Genomic DNA, 14,504 nt, shown 5'->3' on the forward strand with positions numbered 1-14,504 from the left:
ATGGGGGCTTTGACGAAAGCTGAGATGGCGGAACGTCTGTATGAAGAGCTGGGCCTGAACAAACGGGAAGCCAAGGAATTGGTCGAACTGTTTTTCGAGGAAATCAGGCACGCTCTTGAAGACAACGAGCAGGTCAAATTGTCCGGTTTCGGCAATTTCGACCTTCGGGACAAACGCCAGCGGCCTGGCCGCAATCCGAAAACCGGTGAAGAAATCCCGATCACGGCTCGCCGTGTCGTCACCTTTCGTCCAGGGCAGAAGTTGAAGGCCCGAGTTGAGGCTTATGCTGGAACCAAGTCATAACGACGAGCTTCCCGTCATCCCCGGCAAACGCTACTTCACCATTGGTGAAGTCAGCGAGCTGTGTGCGGTAAAACCACACGTGCTGCGCTATTGGGAGCAGGAGTTTCCTCAACTCAACCCTGTCAAACGCCGCGGAAACCGCCGGTATTATCAGCGCCAGGATGTGCTGATGATCCGGCAGATCCGCGCGCTCCTTTACGATCAGGGGTTCACCATCGGCGGCGCGCGCCTGCGTTTGTCCGGTGATGAAGCCAAAGATGACACCACTCAATACAAACAAATGATTCGCCAGATGATCGCTGAGCTGGAAGATGTTCTGGTGGTCCTCAAGAAATAAATTCTGCTTTTAAATACTTCCAGTTTTCAAAAGCTTGCGATATATTCTTGAGCGTTCCTCGAAGAGAGGGACAAGTTTCACGCCTAGTCGGGGCGTAGCGCAGTCCGGTAGCGCACTAGCATGGGGTGCTAGGGGTCGAGTGTTCGAATCACTCCGTCCCGACCATATTTTTCAATGACTTAGCCCAATCTTTTCAGGTTGGGCTTTTTCATGTGCGTGAGATTTGCGTGACTCCTCGATTTTTCACGCCTGCTTCCTTTTCAAGATTGTCAGGACCGGCCCACGCGAATCGGTTGCTGATACCATGTTCGCAGCTTCAATCAGATGCCCGAGCTCAGCGCCCGAGTAGTGACTGGTGATGCTGCCGTTCTTGTGGCCCAGAAGTGCCTTGCGGTCTTCCTCGGTAACGCCTGCTGCACGTAGCCGGCGGCCAAATGTGTGTTTGAGGTCGTGAATCCTTATGGATGCATAACCTGGGTGAGCGGGGCGAAGGTTTTCCTCCTGCCAGAGTTTCGCCGCTCTCACCCGCGCCTTCTTCCAGGCCGAGTCGTTCATTCGATGCATCGCGGTACCGTTGTAAGGAAAAACCCATTCCTTACTCAGGCCCCGCTGCAGGTCAATGATCGACTTGGCTACGTTGTTGAGCACGACCAGTCGCTCATCACCGTTCTTCACGCCAGATCGTTCGTGTCTGCCGCCGAAGTCAGCCGGTATCAGAAACACGCTGGTCCCGAGTTCCGGCACCGAAATTTCCCAATCCCATTTCAGCTTGCAGACTTCCTGCTCCCGCGTGCCGGTGTTCACTTTGAACAGCGCCATGGTTTGCAGGTGGGCCGGCAATTCCGCAAACAGAATCGACTGCTCCTGCCATGACATCGGGTACGGCTTGCGGCTCGACTTCTTCTCTTCCAGTTTCGTGAGCATCGGCACGCTATCCAGCCACGGCCTGCGCTCATCATCTCGCCACTTCCTGGCACACAACGACAAAACCCGAACCACCCGCTCGATCGAGATATTCACCGTACGGTTGCTGACGCCTTCCTTCACCTTGCCATTCTCAAGCGTTTTGCTCGACAACCTGTTCTTGATGAAAGGCGCCAGAGCTTGGTCATCAATGTGGGTCAGCGGTATGTCGCCTATGAACGGGTCGAGCTGAGAAAGGTGGTGTGCTGATAGCTTGAATGAGGGCTGGTCCTTGATTTCAACGAGGAACTTCATCGCGGCATCCCGCCAGGTCCTCACTTCCCTAACGCCATAAACCTTCTGCTGCCTGATCTGTTCTAGCCTGAAAATCAGGTAGCGCTCTGCTTCTTGCCGGTCAGCTGTGCCAGTAGATTCGTAAAGTCTTTCGCCGTTGATCTTCTTGTCGATGTGCCAAAGTCCTTTCCTTTGGGAAAGGCCTGTGATCGATTTTCGCGCCATGATTTATCTCCTTTCTGGCGCTCGCTGCGGGGCAATTGTTGCTCCGACGCGCCTTTTTTATCAATCGCCTTTGCCTCGACGTGCGCTGTTGCCCAGTCGTCCAGCTCTTGTCGGTCGAACCCCACGCCGCGTTCCCCAATGGGGAATTCGTGGACGTACGGGCGGACTTGGGCGTCAAAAACAGCGCGACACATGCCCAGATACGCCGGGGCCTGCTTGGCCCGGATGAAGCGTGGCAGCAGTTGTGGTGCGCCCATTGGTCTACCTCTGCCCCTCATTGGGGACGGCCAATTAATTGTTGTCGTGCCGCGCGTGGCGGCAGAAGGTGGTTAATCCCAGTCGTGACTGAGCTCTGGATTGATTGGTGGAATGCACTGAAGCGTTGCGAGATCCAGGAGGGTGAAATGCCCGTCCATCCATCCAGCGGTGTCGATGTAGTAGACATTTCCGAGCACGACCGGCTGCCGCAGAGGGGTGTGGCCGACAACCAGGGCGCGCAGGCCTTCGACTCCGTGCGTCTCGCCGTCCTGAATTCGGCTTCGAGACCACATACAGCTGTTTTGCACCAGCTTTAGCCGCTTGTTGCTCTCGGGTGATTCGAGCTCGGCCCGCAGTTGCTCCCACGACGGGAGGGGGCAGTCGGCGTGCACGATGCCGATCAGCCCCTGGGTGGTTTCGACTTCAATGGCGATCGGCAGCTCTGCGAACTGGGCTGCAAACTCCCGCTGCTCGTCCCAAGCCAAGCCGGCGAACCAAGAGCCTCCGTTGTAAACCCAGTTTTCAGCGTCGCAGGTATCGAAGCGCACCACGTAGTCATCATGGTTTCCGCGTACCGGGTGGAACCATGGTTTGTCGAACCAGGCGAGTACGTCGCGGCACTCCGGCCCGCGGTCGACCAGATCTCCGACACTGAACAGGCGATCCGCCGACGGATCAAAGCCGGCTGCATCAAGCGCGGCCTGTAGCCTGGTGAAGTGTCCGTGAATGTCGCCAACCGCGAAATCACGGCCAGCCGTGTTTTCGGCGAAGCGCTTCACGCGCGACACCTGGATTGTTTCGAGCATAGGAATTCCTCGCCCGCCGTTCTCCGGCAGGCCTTTCGTTTAGTTGCGTAGGAAATGTCCTGAATGCTCCTACTGCATCAAACACGCAGGATTTTTGAGGCGGGTCATGCGCTTAAATAGGCGCTCCCCGATCAAGGATGCGTGGCTCATGCGAGAAGTATTACGGACGTTAAACAGGCTGCTTCAGCTGACCAGCCTAGTGATGGTGCTGCTCACCTTAGGAACTGGTTTGGTGATGTCGGGGGCTGTATCTGACTGCCTCCTATCCGTGCTGGCTCATGTGGCGCTACCGGCTATTTTCTTTTCTCTGCTACTGGATACTCTGCTCGTGCATCGCGGTCGGTATTGAGCTGTTCACCGGCAGGCTCTTGTGTGGGGTAGGGGTTAGAGCAGCGCGCCTTGAGTTGGCGCGATCTCCGGGATGCTGTAGGTCCAGCGTGGTGGCGAGTTGTGCGACTCGATGCGGCTGCGCATCACTGATGCCCGGGCTTCCTTGGTCGGCGGGGAGTACGTGCCGCGCCAGGCCTGGTCAATGCCGATGTTTCGCCCGATGTTCGTGCTGTCAGCGCTCGACAGCGGGAGGTGGCCAAAGATTGCAGGATCCAGCATCCGCAAGCCGTGAAGCTTGCACATGGGCCGGCCGTCATCGTCGCAAACTACCCGCATTGCTTTGCCCATCTGCACCCACCAGGCGGGGCTGCCAGGCTGTGAATAGTCACCCGAACTGCCGATGCAGACCCTGGGCCAGGCGCTGGCTAAACGCTCAAGCCGATCAAGGCTTTCGTGCATATGCCAAACCGGGGCGCCAAACCATCGAGGCAGGGGCCACTCGTCGAGCAGCGCATCGTTCGCCTTTTCATCACCATCAATTACATCGGGTATCACGGCGAAGTCGCACGCCGGGATCAGCTTTGCATCTGCTGCCCAGCAGTAGAACGGCTGCCAGTCGGTGATCGGTTTGCCCTGCTTCCAGGCGGAGAATGCCCCGTTGTCGATAGCAAATGACTGACAGACTTGAGCCGCCAGTGCGAGCTGCCGTGGATCGCTGAAGCTGACAAAGGCGTGGCCGCCACTGATTGCCGCGGCTGCTGCCGTCTCCGGAGTGATCGGCAATCCGTGGTAATGAATCATCCGCTGAGCCTCACAGTTTCGATTTCGACGCCTTGGTGCGTGGCGACGATCTTCTGATCGCCACCCAAAGCTTCGGACAGGCGATCGGCAATCTGTTCGTGCCAGCCTTTCTTGATGATCGCGGTAGCGGCCTTGATGTGCTCGACGTGGATCATGGCCGTCGACCGAATCTCGAGTTGATAGATGATCATTTCGCTGTCGGCCGGGCAGGTGGCTGCGAAAGTGTGTCGATAGGTATTCATCACCGCGACCCCTTGTAGCAGTACACGTAGGCGAACCAGGCGAGGGCGATCATGGGGTCACCTGCGCACCAGGCAGTTTCGGCACTGGCAACGCGCGACGCCCCCACACACAGACCGGACCGTCTTCGGCATCATGGAGTGACAGGATGAACCAGCCAGCTTCGGCCGGGTGCTGGATTTCCCAAGCCGAGCAATCGCACTGGCCGTCATCCATGTAGGCATCGAACACTTCGAATGGAACGTCGCTTTCCATATAGGTGATCTTTGTTTCCACCTGGTGGCGCAAACACCACTCTTGGAACTGTGCGTCGGTGATTTCATCGTCGAACTCCGACAGGTAGCCAGGGTGCGACCACCAGCCGTCGACATCGCGCTCGACTGGCAGCGGCTGGATTACAGCAGTTTCTTCAGGCATGACTGTTCCTTTGCCGCTATAGCGGCTGAAAGTTGTACATAAAATTTTGATTCGTACAGCTCTCGCGACCAGCTGTCCGATACCGTATTTACAAGGTTGCACTTCGATTGCAGGGGGCTAGTGTTGGGCTCTACTGACCATCACAGGGAACGGACGGGAGGACTCAATGAGACTTCGAGGCGACATCTTCTGGGAGTGGGCAGACCCCGAGCTTCACAACAGAACACATGATGAAACTCTCAATGATGGGACCTGCATCGACGTGCAGGTCAGGCTATCGCGCGTCGGCAAGACTCAAATGTTCATCGGGATTTATGGCCCCGATGGGTTGGCGCTGCATGAAGAATCTGATGACTCACACCCTCGCGAATCAATGACCAGAGTTTTGGCTTGGGGTGTTGGCCGGGCTCGGCAATTGGCTGCTGCTGGAGGTGAAAGTAATCCCCGAGCGGCTCCTCGAAATGTCGGCTGACTTTGAAGGGGGAGGAGATTACTGCGGGGCGTTCGGCTTTTTCGCCAGGCCCTTTACGGCCTCGCTGTAGATGAATTTGATTTGATCCCACGGGATCATGTGCTGCTGCCCGTATTCCCCTTCGCCGTCGCAGACCTCACAACCTTCTAATGGCTCTTCAAGGTCGCGGCATTCAGGGCATTCGGTTGTGACGTCCAATTTGAACTCGCCAAGCAGCAGAGCCTTGGCGCCGTTCTCGGCGGTCAGCCTTGTGGGCATGAGGCAGTAGCCGGCAGGCACGGCCAGCTCATCAATCCGCTGATCCGCTGCGTTCAGGTGCAGCTGCAGGGCGTCACGCTCGGCGGTGACTCGGTCAAAGTCGGCGGAATAGATGTACTCACCGGCCGCGCCTCTAAATCGGTAGCGCTTCACCTCGGTGCGAGGTTCGGTAATTCGGTTTTCTGTGGGCATGGGGCGTCCTATGCCGGGTCATGCCCGGACGGTGGCGTGATTTAAGTTTGGGTACTAGGGTTTGTGACTCTATTGATGGAGGGCAAGGCTATGACCATTACCGCGACTTATGACGCTCTTGTGCGACAAGCATCAGATACAGCAGCTAAGTATTTATGGGAGGCTCAAGAGCAGATCGATAAGGTTTTTGGAAAGGGGTACGCAGCCAAAAATCCAGAGCTTGTCTCAGCGTTTATCAAAGTGGCCGGGCAGGATTTCAACACAGCCTGTTTGGCGGTTGCTGTCCAGGAGGCGTCAGGCAAGATTGAATCGGCCTTGCATGCCATTGCCGACAGCAACAATTAAGCAGCAACTGCATCAAGTTGCGCGCCCCGCCAAGGATCGTTGGCCCGGGCCAGCGCCGCCATGGGCGGAGGACTGACGCTGTTGCCGCACATGTGCACCTGCTGGGTCTTGGTGAACGGCTTGCCGTCGGCTCCGTGGCTGATGATGTAATCGGTGGGGAAGCCTTGAGCCTTGTACAACTCGGCCGGTTGCAGCATCCGCAGGCAGATGTCGACGATGACGTATGGCGTCCCCTTGATGGTGACGGTGACCAAACCCAAGCGGTCCTTAGTGGTGATCGTTGGCGCTTGCTCATCGGCACCGCTCACGTTCTCGGTGCCGTAGTAGCTGATCAGGAATGCCGCGACACGCAGGGCGCCTTCCTCATGCTCCGGTGACAGGGTGTACTGGACCAATGTGTGGTGTTCTGCTCCGGCGGTCATTGTTGGCACGGGCTCATCCATTCCCCGGCCAACGCAGTGTTTCCGAAGTGTCGCGAGATTCGCTGTCACCAGCTGTTGCTGGCTGCCGGTGTTAGTCACCGTGGTCATGGGGTCTTCGATGCTCTTGGCCGCCGTGGTGCAAAAACCTCCATTCATTTGGGCCATGAATGCTGTGGCCACGCCGTATTTTCCGCCCGAGGCCATTATTGTTCCCAGTGGCTGGGCAAGGTCGGCGCTGTGCGGAGCAGATCCGGGCTTATCACCGTTGCCAAGCTGGACAAGGGACGCAGCGGCCATCGAGTGGCCGCCGCTTGCTGTCACCGTGCCGAGTGGATCTGCCGCTGACCTGCTTCCATCTCCCCAGCGCTGTACGCCGCCCGGCTTTCCTTCGCCGTGTGCGGCGGTGACCATCACCGGACTGATCAGCGTCAGCTCGCCGCGATTCGCGCAGGTTACCGTCGGCAGCGGGGCGCGTGGATCATTGATGCGGTCACTGCCCTGGTGCGTGGCTGGTGCGATGATTGGGCTCGCCATGGCGAACGATCCGCCTCGCGGCCAAGAGGTCACGGTGCGCAACGGCTCGTTGGCTGACTGGACGCTTTCCCCAGACCAGTTCGCGATCGGTACGATGAAGGGTTCAGCGGCATCAATGACAAACTTCTTCATGCCCTTAGCGATACGGCGTAGCGTCGCATCCGCAAGAGGCTTGGCCCGACTAAAGATGCTTTTGGTCGGCTCCGTCCAGTCGATGCACTCGGCGGCGGTGCGCCACTTCTTCTGGCCCTTGGCTGGGTTCTTGGCGTGGGTCGGTTCCGGCCACACGATTGGCTGACCATCGCAACGGGCGATCATGAACAAGCGCTCCCGGCTGGTCGGTGCACCGTAGTCGCAAGCCTTCAGCACCCGCCACTCAACGACGTAGCCCAGGTGCTGCAGATCGGCGACGAAAACAGCCCAGGTATGCCCACGGCGTTTCGGATCGGGTACCAGGAACTGGTTGTTCACCGGAACAACCTCGCCCTGGTCGGCGATGCGGTTGATCAAGCTCTTTGGCTTGGTCGGATGTGGCACCAGGTCGAGAGTTACCACGCGGCCGGTGGCCTTGCAGCGCTTCGCGATCAGCGGCCCCCACTGGAGGATCTGTTTCACGTTTTCCAGGCTGATGACGCGAGGCTTCTTCTTGCCAGCCCACTTCAGGCCGATCCACGACAGGTTGCGGATCTCGCGTTTGCGCGGCTGGCCGCCGGCGGCCTGGCTGTGGTGTGTGCAGTCCGGCGACATGTGGAACCAGCCCACGGCCTTGCCTTCACACTCCGTATCGGGATCACCTTCGAATACATCGGTGGTGAAATGCACGGCGCCCGGGTGATTCATAGTGTGCATGCTGATTGCCTGAGGGCTGTGGTTTTTCGCCACGTTCACAGCGCGACCCAGGCCCATTTCCAGCCCGGTACCGGCGCCGCCGCCACCACAGAAGAAGTCGACAACGATCTCATCGTCCTGAGTGCTGAAGCCGAGTCCGTATTGAGTTTTGAAATCGAAGGGGTGTTTCTTCTGGTGTGCTGACATAAGTAGTCCTCGTCGGGCTATAGTCGCCTGATCGAAAAAGGAGCTCGTTAATGGAAAAGGCTATAGAGAAAGAGGTAGGTAGGTGGGGGCTTGTGTTCGTAGGCGCAGCGGTGTTTATTACAATGCTTTGTCTAGCGCTGTATTTACTGAGTATCTCAAAGTTGTCGGGCGCGGAGTTTGTCTCGTTCGTCATTGCCTTCGCAATAATCTCCGCAGTTGTTGGGTTTGCGCCAGAAGTTCAAGAGTTTTCTGTCGCAGGTAATGTTGTTAAATTAAAAGAAATGAAGCTAGAAGTTATAAATGCGGTTAAAAGTCTTGAGTTTACGAGGGTGGAACTTTTGCGTAGTAGTCTGCGGAAACTGATCGTCAGTGGAATTGTCGGCGATCATTCCACAGGGGAGAGAAATCTAGAGTTTTGGAGCGTCATCTCCTTGGCAAAGCAATCAAACTCACTTCCCTCCTTGAAATCAGAGATTCTCTTATGCGTCGATCATTACCTGGTTTTTGAGAAATACAGGTTGCCTTGGTTCACACCTCTACTTGATTTTGATTCTAACAAGGAGAATGTTAACGGGATGTCCATTATTGAGTTTTCGCGCTTGTTGGCTAGGCCAAAAATAGTTGAGGGTTTGAAAGGCTCAGTAGGCCCGGATAAACTGGACGCTGAAATAGATAAGGTCCTCGGGGAGATGAATAAGCTAGAGGATCTAAGAAAGTTAGTGATCGCTCTTTCTGATTAGTGTGTGGTTGAATGGATGCACGCCTCGTTACCTGTCTTTGCGAAAGACTCAAGCTGTCGCGACTGCTTTTCCGTGATAGCGAATTTAGGTCGCGACATGGTGATGAACTGGCTTGAGTCTTCGGCGGGTGCGGCGGCCAGATTGATCAGGAGTGTCGACACTGTTTCCTGCCATTCCTCGAAACCGTGCCGCTCGCCGAGAACATAAAGGGCATCATCCAATGCCTTCGAGACAATCAGCGAGCGCTTCTCGGCGCCGATCCGTTCCAGTAAGGCTTTCTCCTTGGCGCGCTTGTCCTTCTGCAATTCCGCGTTGCTCTTGGCCATGGCCTGCCTCTTCAATTCCGTGGGCCGGTATATCCAGCCATGTCTGTCGTCGGCGCTGGCGCGCCCGGTTGATCGTTCGTCTCACGCTGCGACCTTCACCTGATGCCAAGCGCCGGCGGCGTAAAACAGCTTGGCGGCCTGGGCCTCGTCAAGCGTGATCTCGGCGGGAACGGCGATCCATCCAGACGCTACCAGGTGGTTTGGGTTGCAGCTGTCTCGCAGCTCCAGGTAGTAGTGCTCGATGGCATCCGTCAGGCGCTCGACCTTGTAGATGCCCTCCGGTGAGATCTCCACCGACTTGACGTACTCAACGCCGCGCTCGTCTCGACACATGGCGCTGATGTAGATCGTCCAGCGGTAGGAGAAATCGAACAGCGCGTTGGCAATGGCAAGGCTCCGGATCTGCCGGCAGTTCTTCCAGTTCGCCATGATCTGCGCCCTACTGGGGTCGATGTTCACCACGGCGACGTGGTTGGTGCTTAGCAACGCCCGGCAACTGCGTTCGGCCCGGGCGAAACCGTTGTTAGGCTTTCGTTTCGATTTCATAGCGACTCCGCCATTCGCCGGAGCGCGATCCGCTCCGCATGGGGCACGGAAAGGCGACGACGCTTGAGGATGGTGTCCGGGTCTATTGTCTCGGATCGCTTTGCCGGATTTGGATTGATAGGCGCGGGCTCTGCTCGGGTGAATCGCCCGCCGGCGGCCATATGCATTTCGACCTGGCTGGAAAGCTCCAGCGCTTTTTCGCGCCGGAACTCAATGTCGTATTTCAGGTTGCTGATCATGCGGCCACCTTGACCAGCCTCACGCCGGCCATGCTGAAGTTTTGGCCTTGATCAGCAACCATCGCATCGAGCGCTTCCCAGTTGACGGTCAGCACAGAGATAGGGGCTTGCCCATAAGCAACGGCTTTGACCAGGTTTTCCAGATCGAAAACCTCGGCCTGGAGATTTACTGGCTGCTGTACCGGCGCTGCGACTGGCTTCGAGGCCGATGCCGCAACCGGTGCAGCTCGAACTGGCGCAGGCGTCAAGACCGGCGTAGGTGCAGCAACAGGCTCAACCACCAGTTGCGCCTTGGCTTCATTCTCGATCCGCTGCAGCTCTTCCTTCCGGATCTGCTCGCGCTGGGCTTCGGCTTTCTCTTCCTCGGCTTTCTCGTGCTCTGAAATACGAACCTTGATCAAGGCGACCAGGTCGTCATTGGCTTTCATGACCAGTTGCTGAGCGTCGACAAACAGGAATGCATGATCGGCGGCGAGGGTGCGCAGGCTTTCCAGGTTGAGGCGAATTGCGTCGGCTGTCTGGCTAGCGTCGATCTTCGCCCTGGCCAATTCGGTATCAACCGAATCTTGAAGGCTGGCAATGGTGCGCTTGTTCTTCATGGCGCCGGCAAAGTCGGCATGTACGTTCGGCAGAACAACTTTACCCAGTGTCTTGTTGATCGTAGCAACATGATCCGCGAGTGACTGCTCGGCTTTCTGCTTGATGTTGGTCTTCACCAGCAGTTCTTGAGCCTTGACCAACTTGTCAACCTTCAGGCGAGTTTCTCGAGCGTGCTTGCTGATCCGATCCAGCGAGCTGAACAGCTCGTCGATGGTCTGGGTTTGCGCGAGGGCCTGTTTTTTCGCGGCGGTGACCGCATCCTCAACATCGCCGCACCACTTAACGGCCTTCTTGGCGTCCGCGAAGTCCTGATCGGTGGTCAGTTCGGTTTTCACCGAGTCGATGACCGCCAGCGCCGACTGCTCGAACACCTTCAGGTTACTGGCGGTAACCATGCCGGTCAGCTCGATACGCAGCGCTGGAAGCTCGTCTGGCGCCTTGCCGACAACGATAGATGGGGTGTCCGCCACTTCGTGGCCGGTAAGATCTGCCTCAAACTGCTTCCAGCCTTCAACCAGTTGCTCGGCACGGCCGGCGACTGGGCGGTATTCCATGCTGACGAAATTCGCAGCGGTGCCGTCGGAACAAACGAAGATCACGCGCTCGGCGCCGCTCACCAGCAGCTGCTGCTCAAGCTGCCAGTAATAGTGCGGGCCCAAGTCCTCTGCGCGCACCTGGGCAACCAGCGATTCATTCCATAGCTTGTGCTCGAACAGTGTCTCGCCGAGCATCGTCGCGCCGTCCATCGAGGCGAGCAGATTGCCGGATGTGCCGACAACTGGGTACAGCTCTTCGCCGATCATCACTTCAACCAGCGGGCGGGCCAGCGCTTCAGTTGCGTGACCCTTGTCGAAGATGAACTGCTGTGAAGGTGTCACGTCCGGCGCAATGCCGGTTTTCTTCAGCGTCAGCAGTTCGGTACGGGTCTGATACTTCGACGCCCCCATCATTGCCGGCGCTTCTGATGCGGTGAAGTGCTGGGCCCGCAGCGCGTGCCACTCAGGGCTTCCTTGAGCCACGTTATGAATCTTCATGCTGCGTCTCCTTCGAGAGCCTTGAGGTTGGTGATGGTTTCGATCTGCGCTTGGCTCAGCGTGTACTTGCTGCTGATGGTCGAGATCAGGTGTTCCGGGCTGGTGCGGCCCGAGTCGATCAGAGGCTGCCATTTGATGATGTTCTCGGTCAGGAGCTCGTCTGGATAATTCGGCAGAGTCGCTGGAGCCTCGATCTTAGAAACGCTGGCGAGCGGCTGGCTGTTGTCCCGCTCTTTCGGCATGTCCTGCAGCTCTTCCGCTACCGGCATACCGCGCAGCACGTCAGGGAACACGTCTCGCAGGGCGAAGGCCCGGGCGCGCATCTGGCGCATACGCTTAGGATGCTGGGTCCAGGGTCCGGCCTTGCCAACGAGACCGGCCGTCTTCGCGTCATCCATCGTGTAGATGCGAACCTGCTCGTTCTCGCCGCGGCGTTTCACTCGGCAAGTGGCGGTGTGGCCGTCGTCTTCCTCGTACACGTATTCGCAAAGAGGGGAGCCGCGCACGAGGGCAATGACTGCATCACCCCAGAGCGCCGGGCGACCGTTAATGACCGCGATGTTCTGCATCGCTTGTAGTGGCTGCAGGCCCAACTCCAAACCCCACTGGATTGCGACGAGGATATTGCCGGGGTTGCCGAGAAACTCTTTCGGCACGATCGTCGACTTGGCCAGGATGTCGGCAAAGGCCATTGCCTCGGTGAGTGACGACGGCGTCAGGCTGAAACTTTGCTTTGTGGTTAATTCGGACACGACAGAATCCTTGCCGCGATGCACGCAGCGTTTGAAGTGATGGGTTATTGGGTGAGCTGGGCGCAGTAAGAGCTGGCCAGCATGACGAAGGCGGTACCGAGAAGGACGATTGCCGAGCCGCGCCAGACGTAGATTCTGCGAGCTCGTTGGTAGGGGGTCATGGCCGTGGCCTCACGCCAATTCGCCCGGTCTTGATGGCCGCCACAAGCTTCGGCGGCAGGGCAGAGACTGGAAGTTCGCGAGGGAGGCCAGCGCCTACAATTGCCAAGCTGCGCTCGATCTCGTCGAGTTGTTCATCGATCAGCGATTTAACCGGTGCGGTACTCATGGCAACTCCCTGGGCTGCTGGCAGTGCTTGAGCAGGCGCTTGCAGTAGTGGCTGAATTCTTCGAGGGTGATCAACTGATCGACCATCAAGTTGGTGATGATCTGCTGCACCAGAAGACTGCTTCCCTGTGGGGTGTCTGGATGCTCAAGGCTCGCCAGGGCCTCGTCGATGAGGATGTACGGGCTCACAGTTCGTCGTCCTCGGCCTGGGCGATCAGTGCGTCATCTGCGAGAGGCTGCAGCAATCCCTCGGCAATTTCGCCAAGCTTGCCCAGCGGGTGGTCGCTGTTGCCCAGGAGCTCGGCTATAGCCGTCTTATCGACGTGGCCGCGCGCCGCGGAGATAACCAGGGTCCCGAGCGCCGGCGTATCGACCTCGCTGTCGGCAAGGCGGTTGTTAACATGCTCATCGACCGCTACGACGAACTGCTCACCGGTAACCCCCTGCGGAGGGCGCATACGGCGCTGGAATGACACGCCGCCGCCACGTAACAACTCTTCAGCAGCGGTGTAGAGCCAATCAGCCCTGGCGTTGTCCTGCGGGCTCTCGCTCACTGGAGGAGGCTGGCGGCTTTCAAGTTTCAACTGAGCAAGCTGTAAAGCGTTCATGTTCGCCTCCACAGTGGCGAGGGGTTTTAACGGTTGACCGTGGCCTGTTCGGCGCGATCCATTTAGGTGTCATTCGGACAAAACTCGGCTGCACTCATCCATTCCGCTGGTTGCCGTTGGGCGCGGAGGGGAGTGCATGCGAGCTTTGTCGGTGGGGAAGGTTGATGCAGGGGGCCGCGTTGCGCGGTGCAGAATTCGTCCGCATCGGGGTGTGATCTGGCCGGGTGCGATACCGGCATCCATGGGTAGGCTTGAACCACCGACGCGCCCTCGCGAGGCCGCTCTACCAACTGAGCTACATGGTCACGCTCTGGTCACCCGGCCTAGGAACCCGGTCACCCATCACGCTTAGCGCATCGCCTGCGCATTCAGATCACACCCCGATGCGCTCTCATAGAGAGGATCGGGCAGTTAGCGACAGGCTGTCGTGGCGCTGATTGACCTTGCTCGTCCGAAGAGGGGAATGTCAGGCGTGAGTAATCGACAGGTCGCTGATAATGCAGACTGAAGCGTCCTCAGGATCCGTCGTGTCGGAATAGTCGATCTGGTTGTACACGCCGCCATGAAAGGCGAGAGTTTTCGTGTCCCAGGTGTTATCGAGGCGCATGATTGCAGAGGTCGATTTGGCGCCGTTGCAGCTCGCGGAAACCGAAATTGCGCCGCTTGAATTGGCGTGAATGTTGACCTTGAAGAGTGCGCCGAGCGGCACGTTTTCCAAGACCGTCGAGTTGACCGGATCGTCCTGCAGGTAGCTCGACCGAAAGCCCATCGTGATTTTGCCCTTGTTCCAGAACACCTTGACCGGAGGTCGTTCTGAACCCTTTACATGAATCTGCGCGATTACCACTTTCTGCAACGAGTTGACCTTCGTCAGCCGCATTTCTTGCCGGTTCCAGTGGTCAGCTGCGCTGGAGAACAGCCAGTAGCCTGGCTCTTTCCATTCGCAGCGCGTCCGGTGAGTGCTCTTGCTCGACGCACCCAATGTTGGCGCCGACATTTGCAGCGAACCGTCTGCAAGCATTGAGACGACGTTCGGACATTCAATCAAAGCCCGCCAACCAATCAGCTCAAGGGCAATCGGGTTGGTCTCGGAAACGGGAAGCGGAGTAGCGATGGTGAAGTTGCTGATGTCCACAGTCATTGTCGATTCCTTATTACAT

22 protein-coding genes and 1 tRNA gene are annotated in these 14,504 nt (G+C 57.7%); 6 read left to right on the forward strand and 17 right to left on the reverse strand.

All coding sequences use genetic code 11. The annotated features are described in order from the left end of the window. The 3 genes from ihfA to F8N66_RS16105 all read left to right on the forward strand — a co-directional run bounded on the left by ihfA (nucleotide 1) and on the right by F8N66_RS16105 (nucleotide 805). Entirely contained in the window at nucleotides 1-303 is a 303-nt protein-coding gene (ihfA, locus tag F8N66_RS16095) for an integration host factor subunit alpha (protein WP_002553164.1), read from the forward strand. After that, complete coding sequence (locus F8N66_RS16100) at nucleotides 284-640, forward strand: MerR family transcriptional regulator (protein ID WP_003179985.1); 357 nt, start codon at nucleotides 284-286, stop codon at nucleotides 638-640. Before ihfA ends, F8N66_RS16100 begins: the two co-directional genes overlap by 20 nt. Before the next feature lie 88 nt (nucleotides 641-728). Beyond that, nucleotides 729-805, forward strand: a tRNA-Pro gene (locus tag F8N66_RS16105). Nucleotides 806-883: 78 nt separating this feature from the next. On the opposite strand, the gene F8N66_RS16110 is transcribed toward F8N66_RS16105, so the two are convergent. From F8N66_RS16110 to F8N66_RS16130, 6 genes are all read right to left on the reverse strand, one after another. Continuing rightward, nucleotides 884-2,047: a tyrosine-type recombinase/integrase gene (locus F8N66_RS16110; RefSeq protein ID WP_224790502.1), complete on the reverse strand. Its 1,164-nt coding sequence runs from the start codon at nucleotides 2,045-2,047 to the stop codon at nucleotides 884-886. Further along, nucleotides 1,933-2,319, reverse strand: coding sequence for a helix-turn-helix transcriptional regulator (locus tag F8N66_RS31785; protein ID WP_224790484.1), 387 nt, complete (start codon nucleotides 2,317-2,319; stop codon nucleotides 1,933-1,935). The genes F8N66_RS16110 and F8N66_RS31785 overlap by 115 nt, the downstream gene beginning before the upstream one ends. A gap of 72 nt (nucleotides 2,320-2,391) precedes the next feature. After that, nucleotides 2,392-3,126: a metallophosphoesterase gene (locus F8N66_RS16115; RefSeq protein ID WP_150771121.1), complete on the reverse strand. Its 735-nt coding sequence runs from the start codon at nucleotides 3,124-3,126 to the stop codon at nucleotides 2,392-2,394. Nucleotides 3,127-3,510: 384 nt separating this feature from the next. After that, on the reverse strand, nucleotides 3,511-4,257 hold the full coding sequence (locus F8N66_RS16120) for a hypothetical protein (RefSeq protein ID WP_150771122.1): 747 nt from the start codon (nucleotides 4,255-4,257) through the stop codon (nucleotides 3,511-3,513). Then, nucleotides 4,254-4,499, reverse strand: a complete 246-nt coding sequence (locus tag F8N66_RS16125; protein ID WP_150771123.1) for a hypothetical protein — start codon at nucleotides 4,497-4,499, stop codon at nucleotides 4,254-4,256. Before F8N66_RS16125 ends, F8N66_RS16120 begins: the two co-directional genes overlap by 4 nt. A gap of 49 nt (nucleotides 4,500-4,548) precedes the next feature. After that, entirely contained in the window at nucleotides 4,549-4,914 is a 366-nt protein-coding gene (locus tag F8N66_RS16130) for a hypothetical protein (RefSeq protein ID WP_150771124.1), read from the reverse strand. Between the two features lie 166 nt (nucleotides 4,915-5,080). Between F8N66_RS16130 and F8N66_RS31790 the strand changes: the two genes are divergently transcribed. Next, nucleotides 5,081-5,386, forward strand: a complete 306-nt coding sequence (locus F8N66_RS31790) for a hypothetical protein (protein WP_150771125.1) — start codon at nucleotides 5,081-5,083, stop codon at nucleotides 5,384-5,386. An 18-nt stretch (nucleotides 5,387-5,404) separates the two neighbouring features. Here F8N66_RS31790 and F8N66_RS16140 read toward each other — a convergent pair whose 3' ends face one another. Further along, nucleotides 5,405-5,836, reverse strand: coding sequence for a hypothetical protein (locus F8N66_RS16140; RefSeq protein ID WP_150771126.1), 432 nt, complete (start codon nucleotides 5,834-5,836; stop codon nucleotides 5,405-5,407). Between the two features lie 90 nt (nucleotides 5,837-5,926). Between F8N66_RS16140 and F8N66_RS16145 the strand changes: the two genes are divergently transcribed. Next, a complete protein-coding gene (locus F8N66_RS16145) occupies nucleotides 5,927-6,181 on the forward strand; it encodes a hypothetical protein (RefSeq protein ID WP_150771127.1) in 255 nt (84 codons plus the stop codon). On the opposite strand, the gene F8N66_RS16150 is transcribed toward F8N66_RS16145, so the two are convergent. Continuing rightward, nucleotides 6,178-8,172 (reverse strand): DNA cytosine methyltransferase, encoded by a 1,995-nt coding sequence (locus F8N66_RS16150; protein ID WP_150771128.1) that lies wholly within the window; start codon nucleotides 8,170-8,172, stop codon nucleotides 6,178-6,180. The two genes, F8N66_RS16145 and F8N66_RS16150, sit on opposite strands and share 4 nt — an antisense overlap. Before the next feature lie 50 nt (nucleotides 8,173-8,222). On the opposite strand from F8N66_RS16150, the gene F8N66_RS16155 reads away from it, so the two are divergent. Then, nucleotides 8,223-8,912: a hypothetical protein gene (locus F8N66_RS16155; RefSeq protein WP_150771129.1), complete on the forward strand. Its 690-nt coding sequence runs from the start codon at nucleotides 8,223-8,225 to the stop codon at nucleotides 8,910-8,912. On the opposite strand, the gene F8N66_RS16160 is transcribed toward F8N66_RS16155, so the two are convergent. From F8N66_RS16160 to F8N66_RS16195, 9 genes are all read right to left on the reverse strand, one after another. Further along, on the reverse strand, nucleotides 8,909-9,238 hold the full coding sequence (locus F8N66_RS16160; RefSeq protein ID WP_150771130.1) for a hypothetical protein: 330 nt from the start codon (nucleotides 9,236-9,238) through the stop codon (nucleotides 8,909-8,911). The genes F8N66_RS16155 and F8N66_RS16160 overlap by 4 nt on opposite strands. Before the next feature lie 81 nt (nucleotides 9,239-9,319). Then, nucleotides 9,320-9,784: a hypothetical protein gene (locus F8N66_RS16165; RefSeq protein WP_150771131.1), complete on the reverse strand. Its 465-nt coding sequence runs from the start codon at nucleotides 9,782-9,784 to the stop codon at nucleotides 9,320-9,322. Further along, nucleotides 9,781-10,023 carry a hypothetical protein gene (locus F8N66_RS16170; RefSeq protein ID WP_150771132.1) on the reverse strand — a complete coding sequence of 81 codons (243 nt, stop codon included), beginning with the start codon at nucleotides 10,021-10,023 and terminating at the stop codon, nucleotides 9,781-9,783. The genes F8N66_RS16165 and F8N66_RS16170 overlap by 4 nt, the downstream gene beginning before the upstream one ends. Beyond that, nucleotides 10,020-11,657 carry a YqaJ viral recombinase family protein gene (locus F8N66_RS16175; protein WP_150771133.1) on the reverse strand — a complete coding sequence of 546 codons (1,638 nt, stop codon included), beginning with the start codon at nucleotides 11,655-11,657 and terminating at the stop codon, nucleotides 10,020-10,022. The genes F8N66_RS16170 and F8N66_RS16175 overlap by 4 nt, the downstream gene beginning before the upstream one ends. After that, a complete protein-coding gene (locus F8N66_RS16180; protein WP_224790485.1) occupies nucleotides 11,654-12,409 on the reverse strand; it encodes a recombinase RecT in 756 nt (251 codons plus the stop codon). Before F8N66_RS16180 ends, F8N66_RS16175 begins: the two co-directional genes overlap by 4 nt. Before the next feature lie 157 nt (nucleotides 12,410-12,566). Continuing rightward, nucleotides 12,567-12,737 (reverse strand): hypothetical protein, encoded by a 171-nt coding sequence (locus tag F8N66_RS31495; RefSeq protein WP_191623005.1) that lies wholly within the window; start codon nucleotides 12,735-12,737, stop codon nucleotides 12,567-12,569. Then, on the reverse strand, nucleotides 12,734-12,925 hold the full coding sequence (locus tag F8N66_RS16185; RefSeq protein WP_150771134.1) for a hypothetical protein: 192 nt from the start codon (nucleotides 12,923-12,925) through the stop codon (nucleotides 12,734-12,736). Before F8N66_RS16185 ends, F8N66_RS31495 begins: the two co-directional genes overlap by 4 nt. Further along, complete coding sequence (locus F8N66_RS16190; protein ID WP_150771135.1) at nucleotides 12,922-13,344, reverse strand: hypothetical protein; 423 nt, start codon at nucleotides 13,342-13,344, stop codon at nucleotides 12,922-12,924. Before F8N66_RS16190 ends, F8N66_RS16185 begins: the two co-directional genes overlap by 4 nt. 466 nt (nucleotides 13,345-13,810) lie before the next feature. Beyond that, nucleotides 13,811-14,485: a polysaccharide lyase family 7 protein gene (locus F8N66_RS16195; RefSeq protein WP_150771136.1), complete on the reverse strand. Its 675-nt coding sequence runs from the start codon at nucleotides 14,483-14,485 to the stop codon at nucleotides 13,811-13,813. Between the last annotated feature and the right edge of the window lie 19 nt (nucleotides 14,486-14,504).

It is taken from the genome of Pseudomonas fluorescens, assembly GCF_902498195.1.
GTDB classification, from domain to species: Bacteria; Pseudomonadota; Gammaproteobacteria; order Pseudomonadales; family Pseudomonadaceae; genus Aquipseudomonas; species Aquipseudomonas fluorescens_BU.

What these genes read in the sequence shown, in the direction of transcription:
- ihfA (WP_002553164.1), top strand. Translation starts at nt 1, where the DNA reads ATGGGGGCTTTGACGAAAGCTGAGATGGCGGAACGTCTGTATGAAGAG.
- F8N66_RS16100 (WP_003179985.1), top strand. Translation starts at nt 284, where the DNA reads ATGCTGGAACCAAGTCATAACGACGAGCTTCCCGTCATCCCCGGCAAA.
- F8N66_RS31785 (WP_224790484.1), bottom strand. Translation starts at nt 2,319, where the DNA reads ATGGGCGCACCACAACTGCTGCCACGCTTCATCCGGGCCAAGCAGGCC.
- F8N66_RS16115 (WP_150771121.1), bottom strand. Translation starts at nt 3,126, where the DNA reads ATGCTCGAAACAATCCAGGTGTCGCGCGTGAAGCGCTTCGCCGAAAAC.
- F8N66_RS16120 (WP_150771122.1), bottom strand. Translation starts at nt 4,257, where the DNA reads ATGATTCATTACCACGGATTGCCGATCACTCCGGAGACGGCAGCAGCC.
- F8N66_RS16125 (WP_150771123.1), bottom strand. Translation starts at nt 4,499, where the DNA reads ATGAATACCTATCGACACACTTTCGCAGCCACCTGCCCGGCCGACAGC.
- F8N66_RS16130 (WP_150771124.1), bottom strand. Translation starts at nt 4,914, where the DNA reads ATGCCTGAAGAAACTGCTGTAATCCAGCCGCTGCCAGTCGAGCGCGAT.
- F8N66_RS31790 (WP_150771125.1), top strand. Translation starts at nt 5,081, where the DNA reads ATGAGACTTCGAGGCGACATCTTCTGGGAGTGGGCAGACCCCGAGCTT.
- F8N66_RS16140 (WP_150771126.1), bottom strand. Translation starts at nt 5,836, where the DNA reads ATGCCCACAGAAAACCGAATTACCGAACCTCGCACCGAGGTGAAGCGC.
- F8N66_RS16145 (WP_150771127.1), top strand. Translation starts at nt 5,927, where the DNA reads ATGACCATTACCGCGACTTATGACGCTCTTGTGCGACAAGCATCAGAT.
- F8N66_RS16150 (WP_150771128.1), bottom strand. Translation starts at nt 8,172, where the DNA reads ATGTCAGCACACCAGAAGAAACACCCCTTCGATTTCAAAACTCAATAC.
- F8N66_RS16155 (WP_150771129.1), top strand. Translation starts at nt 8,223, where the DNA reads ATGGAAAAGGCTATAGAGAAAGAGGTAGGTAGGTGGGGGCTTGTGTTC.
- F8N66_RS16160 (WP_150771130.1), bottom strand. Translation starts at nt 9,238, where the DNA reads ATGGCCAAGAGCAACGCGGAATTGCAGAAGGACAAGCGCGCCAAGGAG.
- F8N66_RS16165 (WP_150771131.1), bottom strand. Translation starts at nt 9,784, where the DNA reads ATGAAATCGAAACGAAAGCCTAACAACGGTTTCGCCCGGGCCGAACGC.
- F8N66_RS16170 (WP_150771132.1), bottom strand. Translation starts at nt 10,023, where the DNA reads ATGATCAGCAACCTGAAATACGACATTGAGTTCCGGCGCGAAAAAGCG.
- F8N66_RS16175 (WP_150771133.1), bottom strand. Translation starts at nt 11,657, where the DNA reads ATGAAGATTCATAACGTGGCTCAAGGAAGCCCTGAGTGGCACGCGCTG.
- F8N66_RS31495 (WP_191623005.1), bottom strand. Translation starts at nt 12,737, where the DNA reads ATGAGTACCGCACCGGTTAAATCGCTGATCGATGAACAACTCGACGAG.
- F8N66_RS16190 (WP_150771135.1), bottom strand. Translation starts at nt 13,344, where the DNA reads ATGAACGCTTTACAGCTTGCTCAGTTGAAACTTGAAAGCCGCCAGCCT.
- F8N66_RS16195 (WP_150771136.1), bottom strand. Translation starts at nt 14,485, where the DNA reads ATGACTGTGGACATCAGCAACTTCACCATCGCTACTCCGCTTCCCGTT.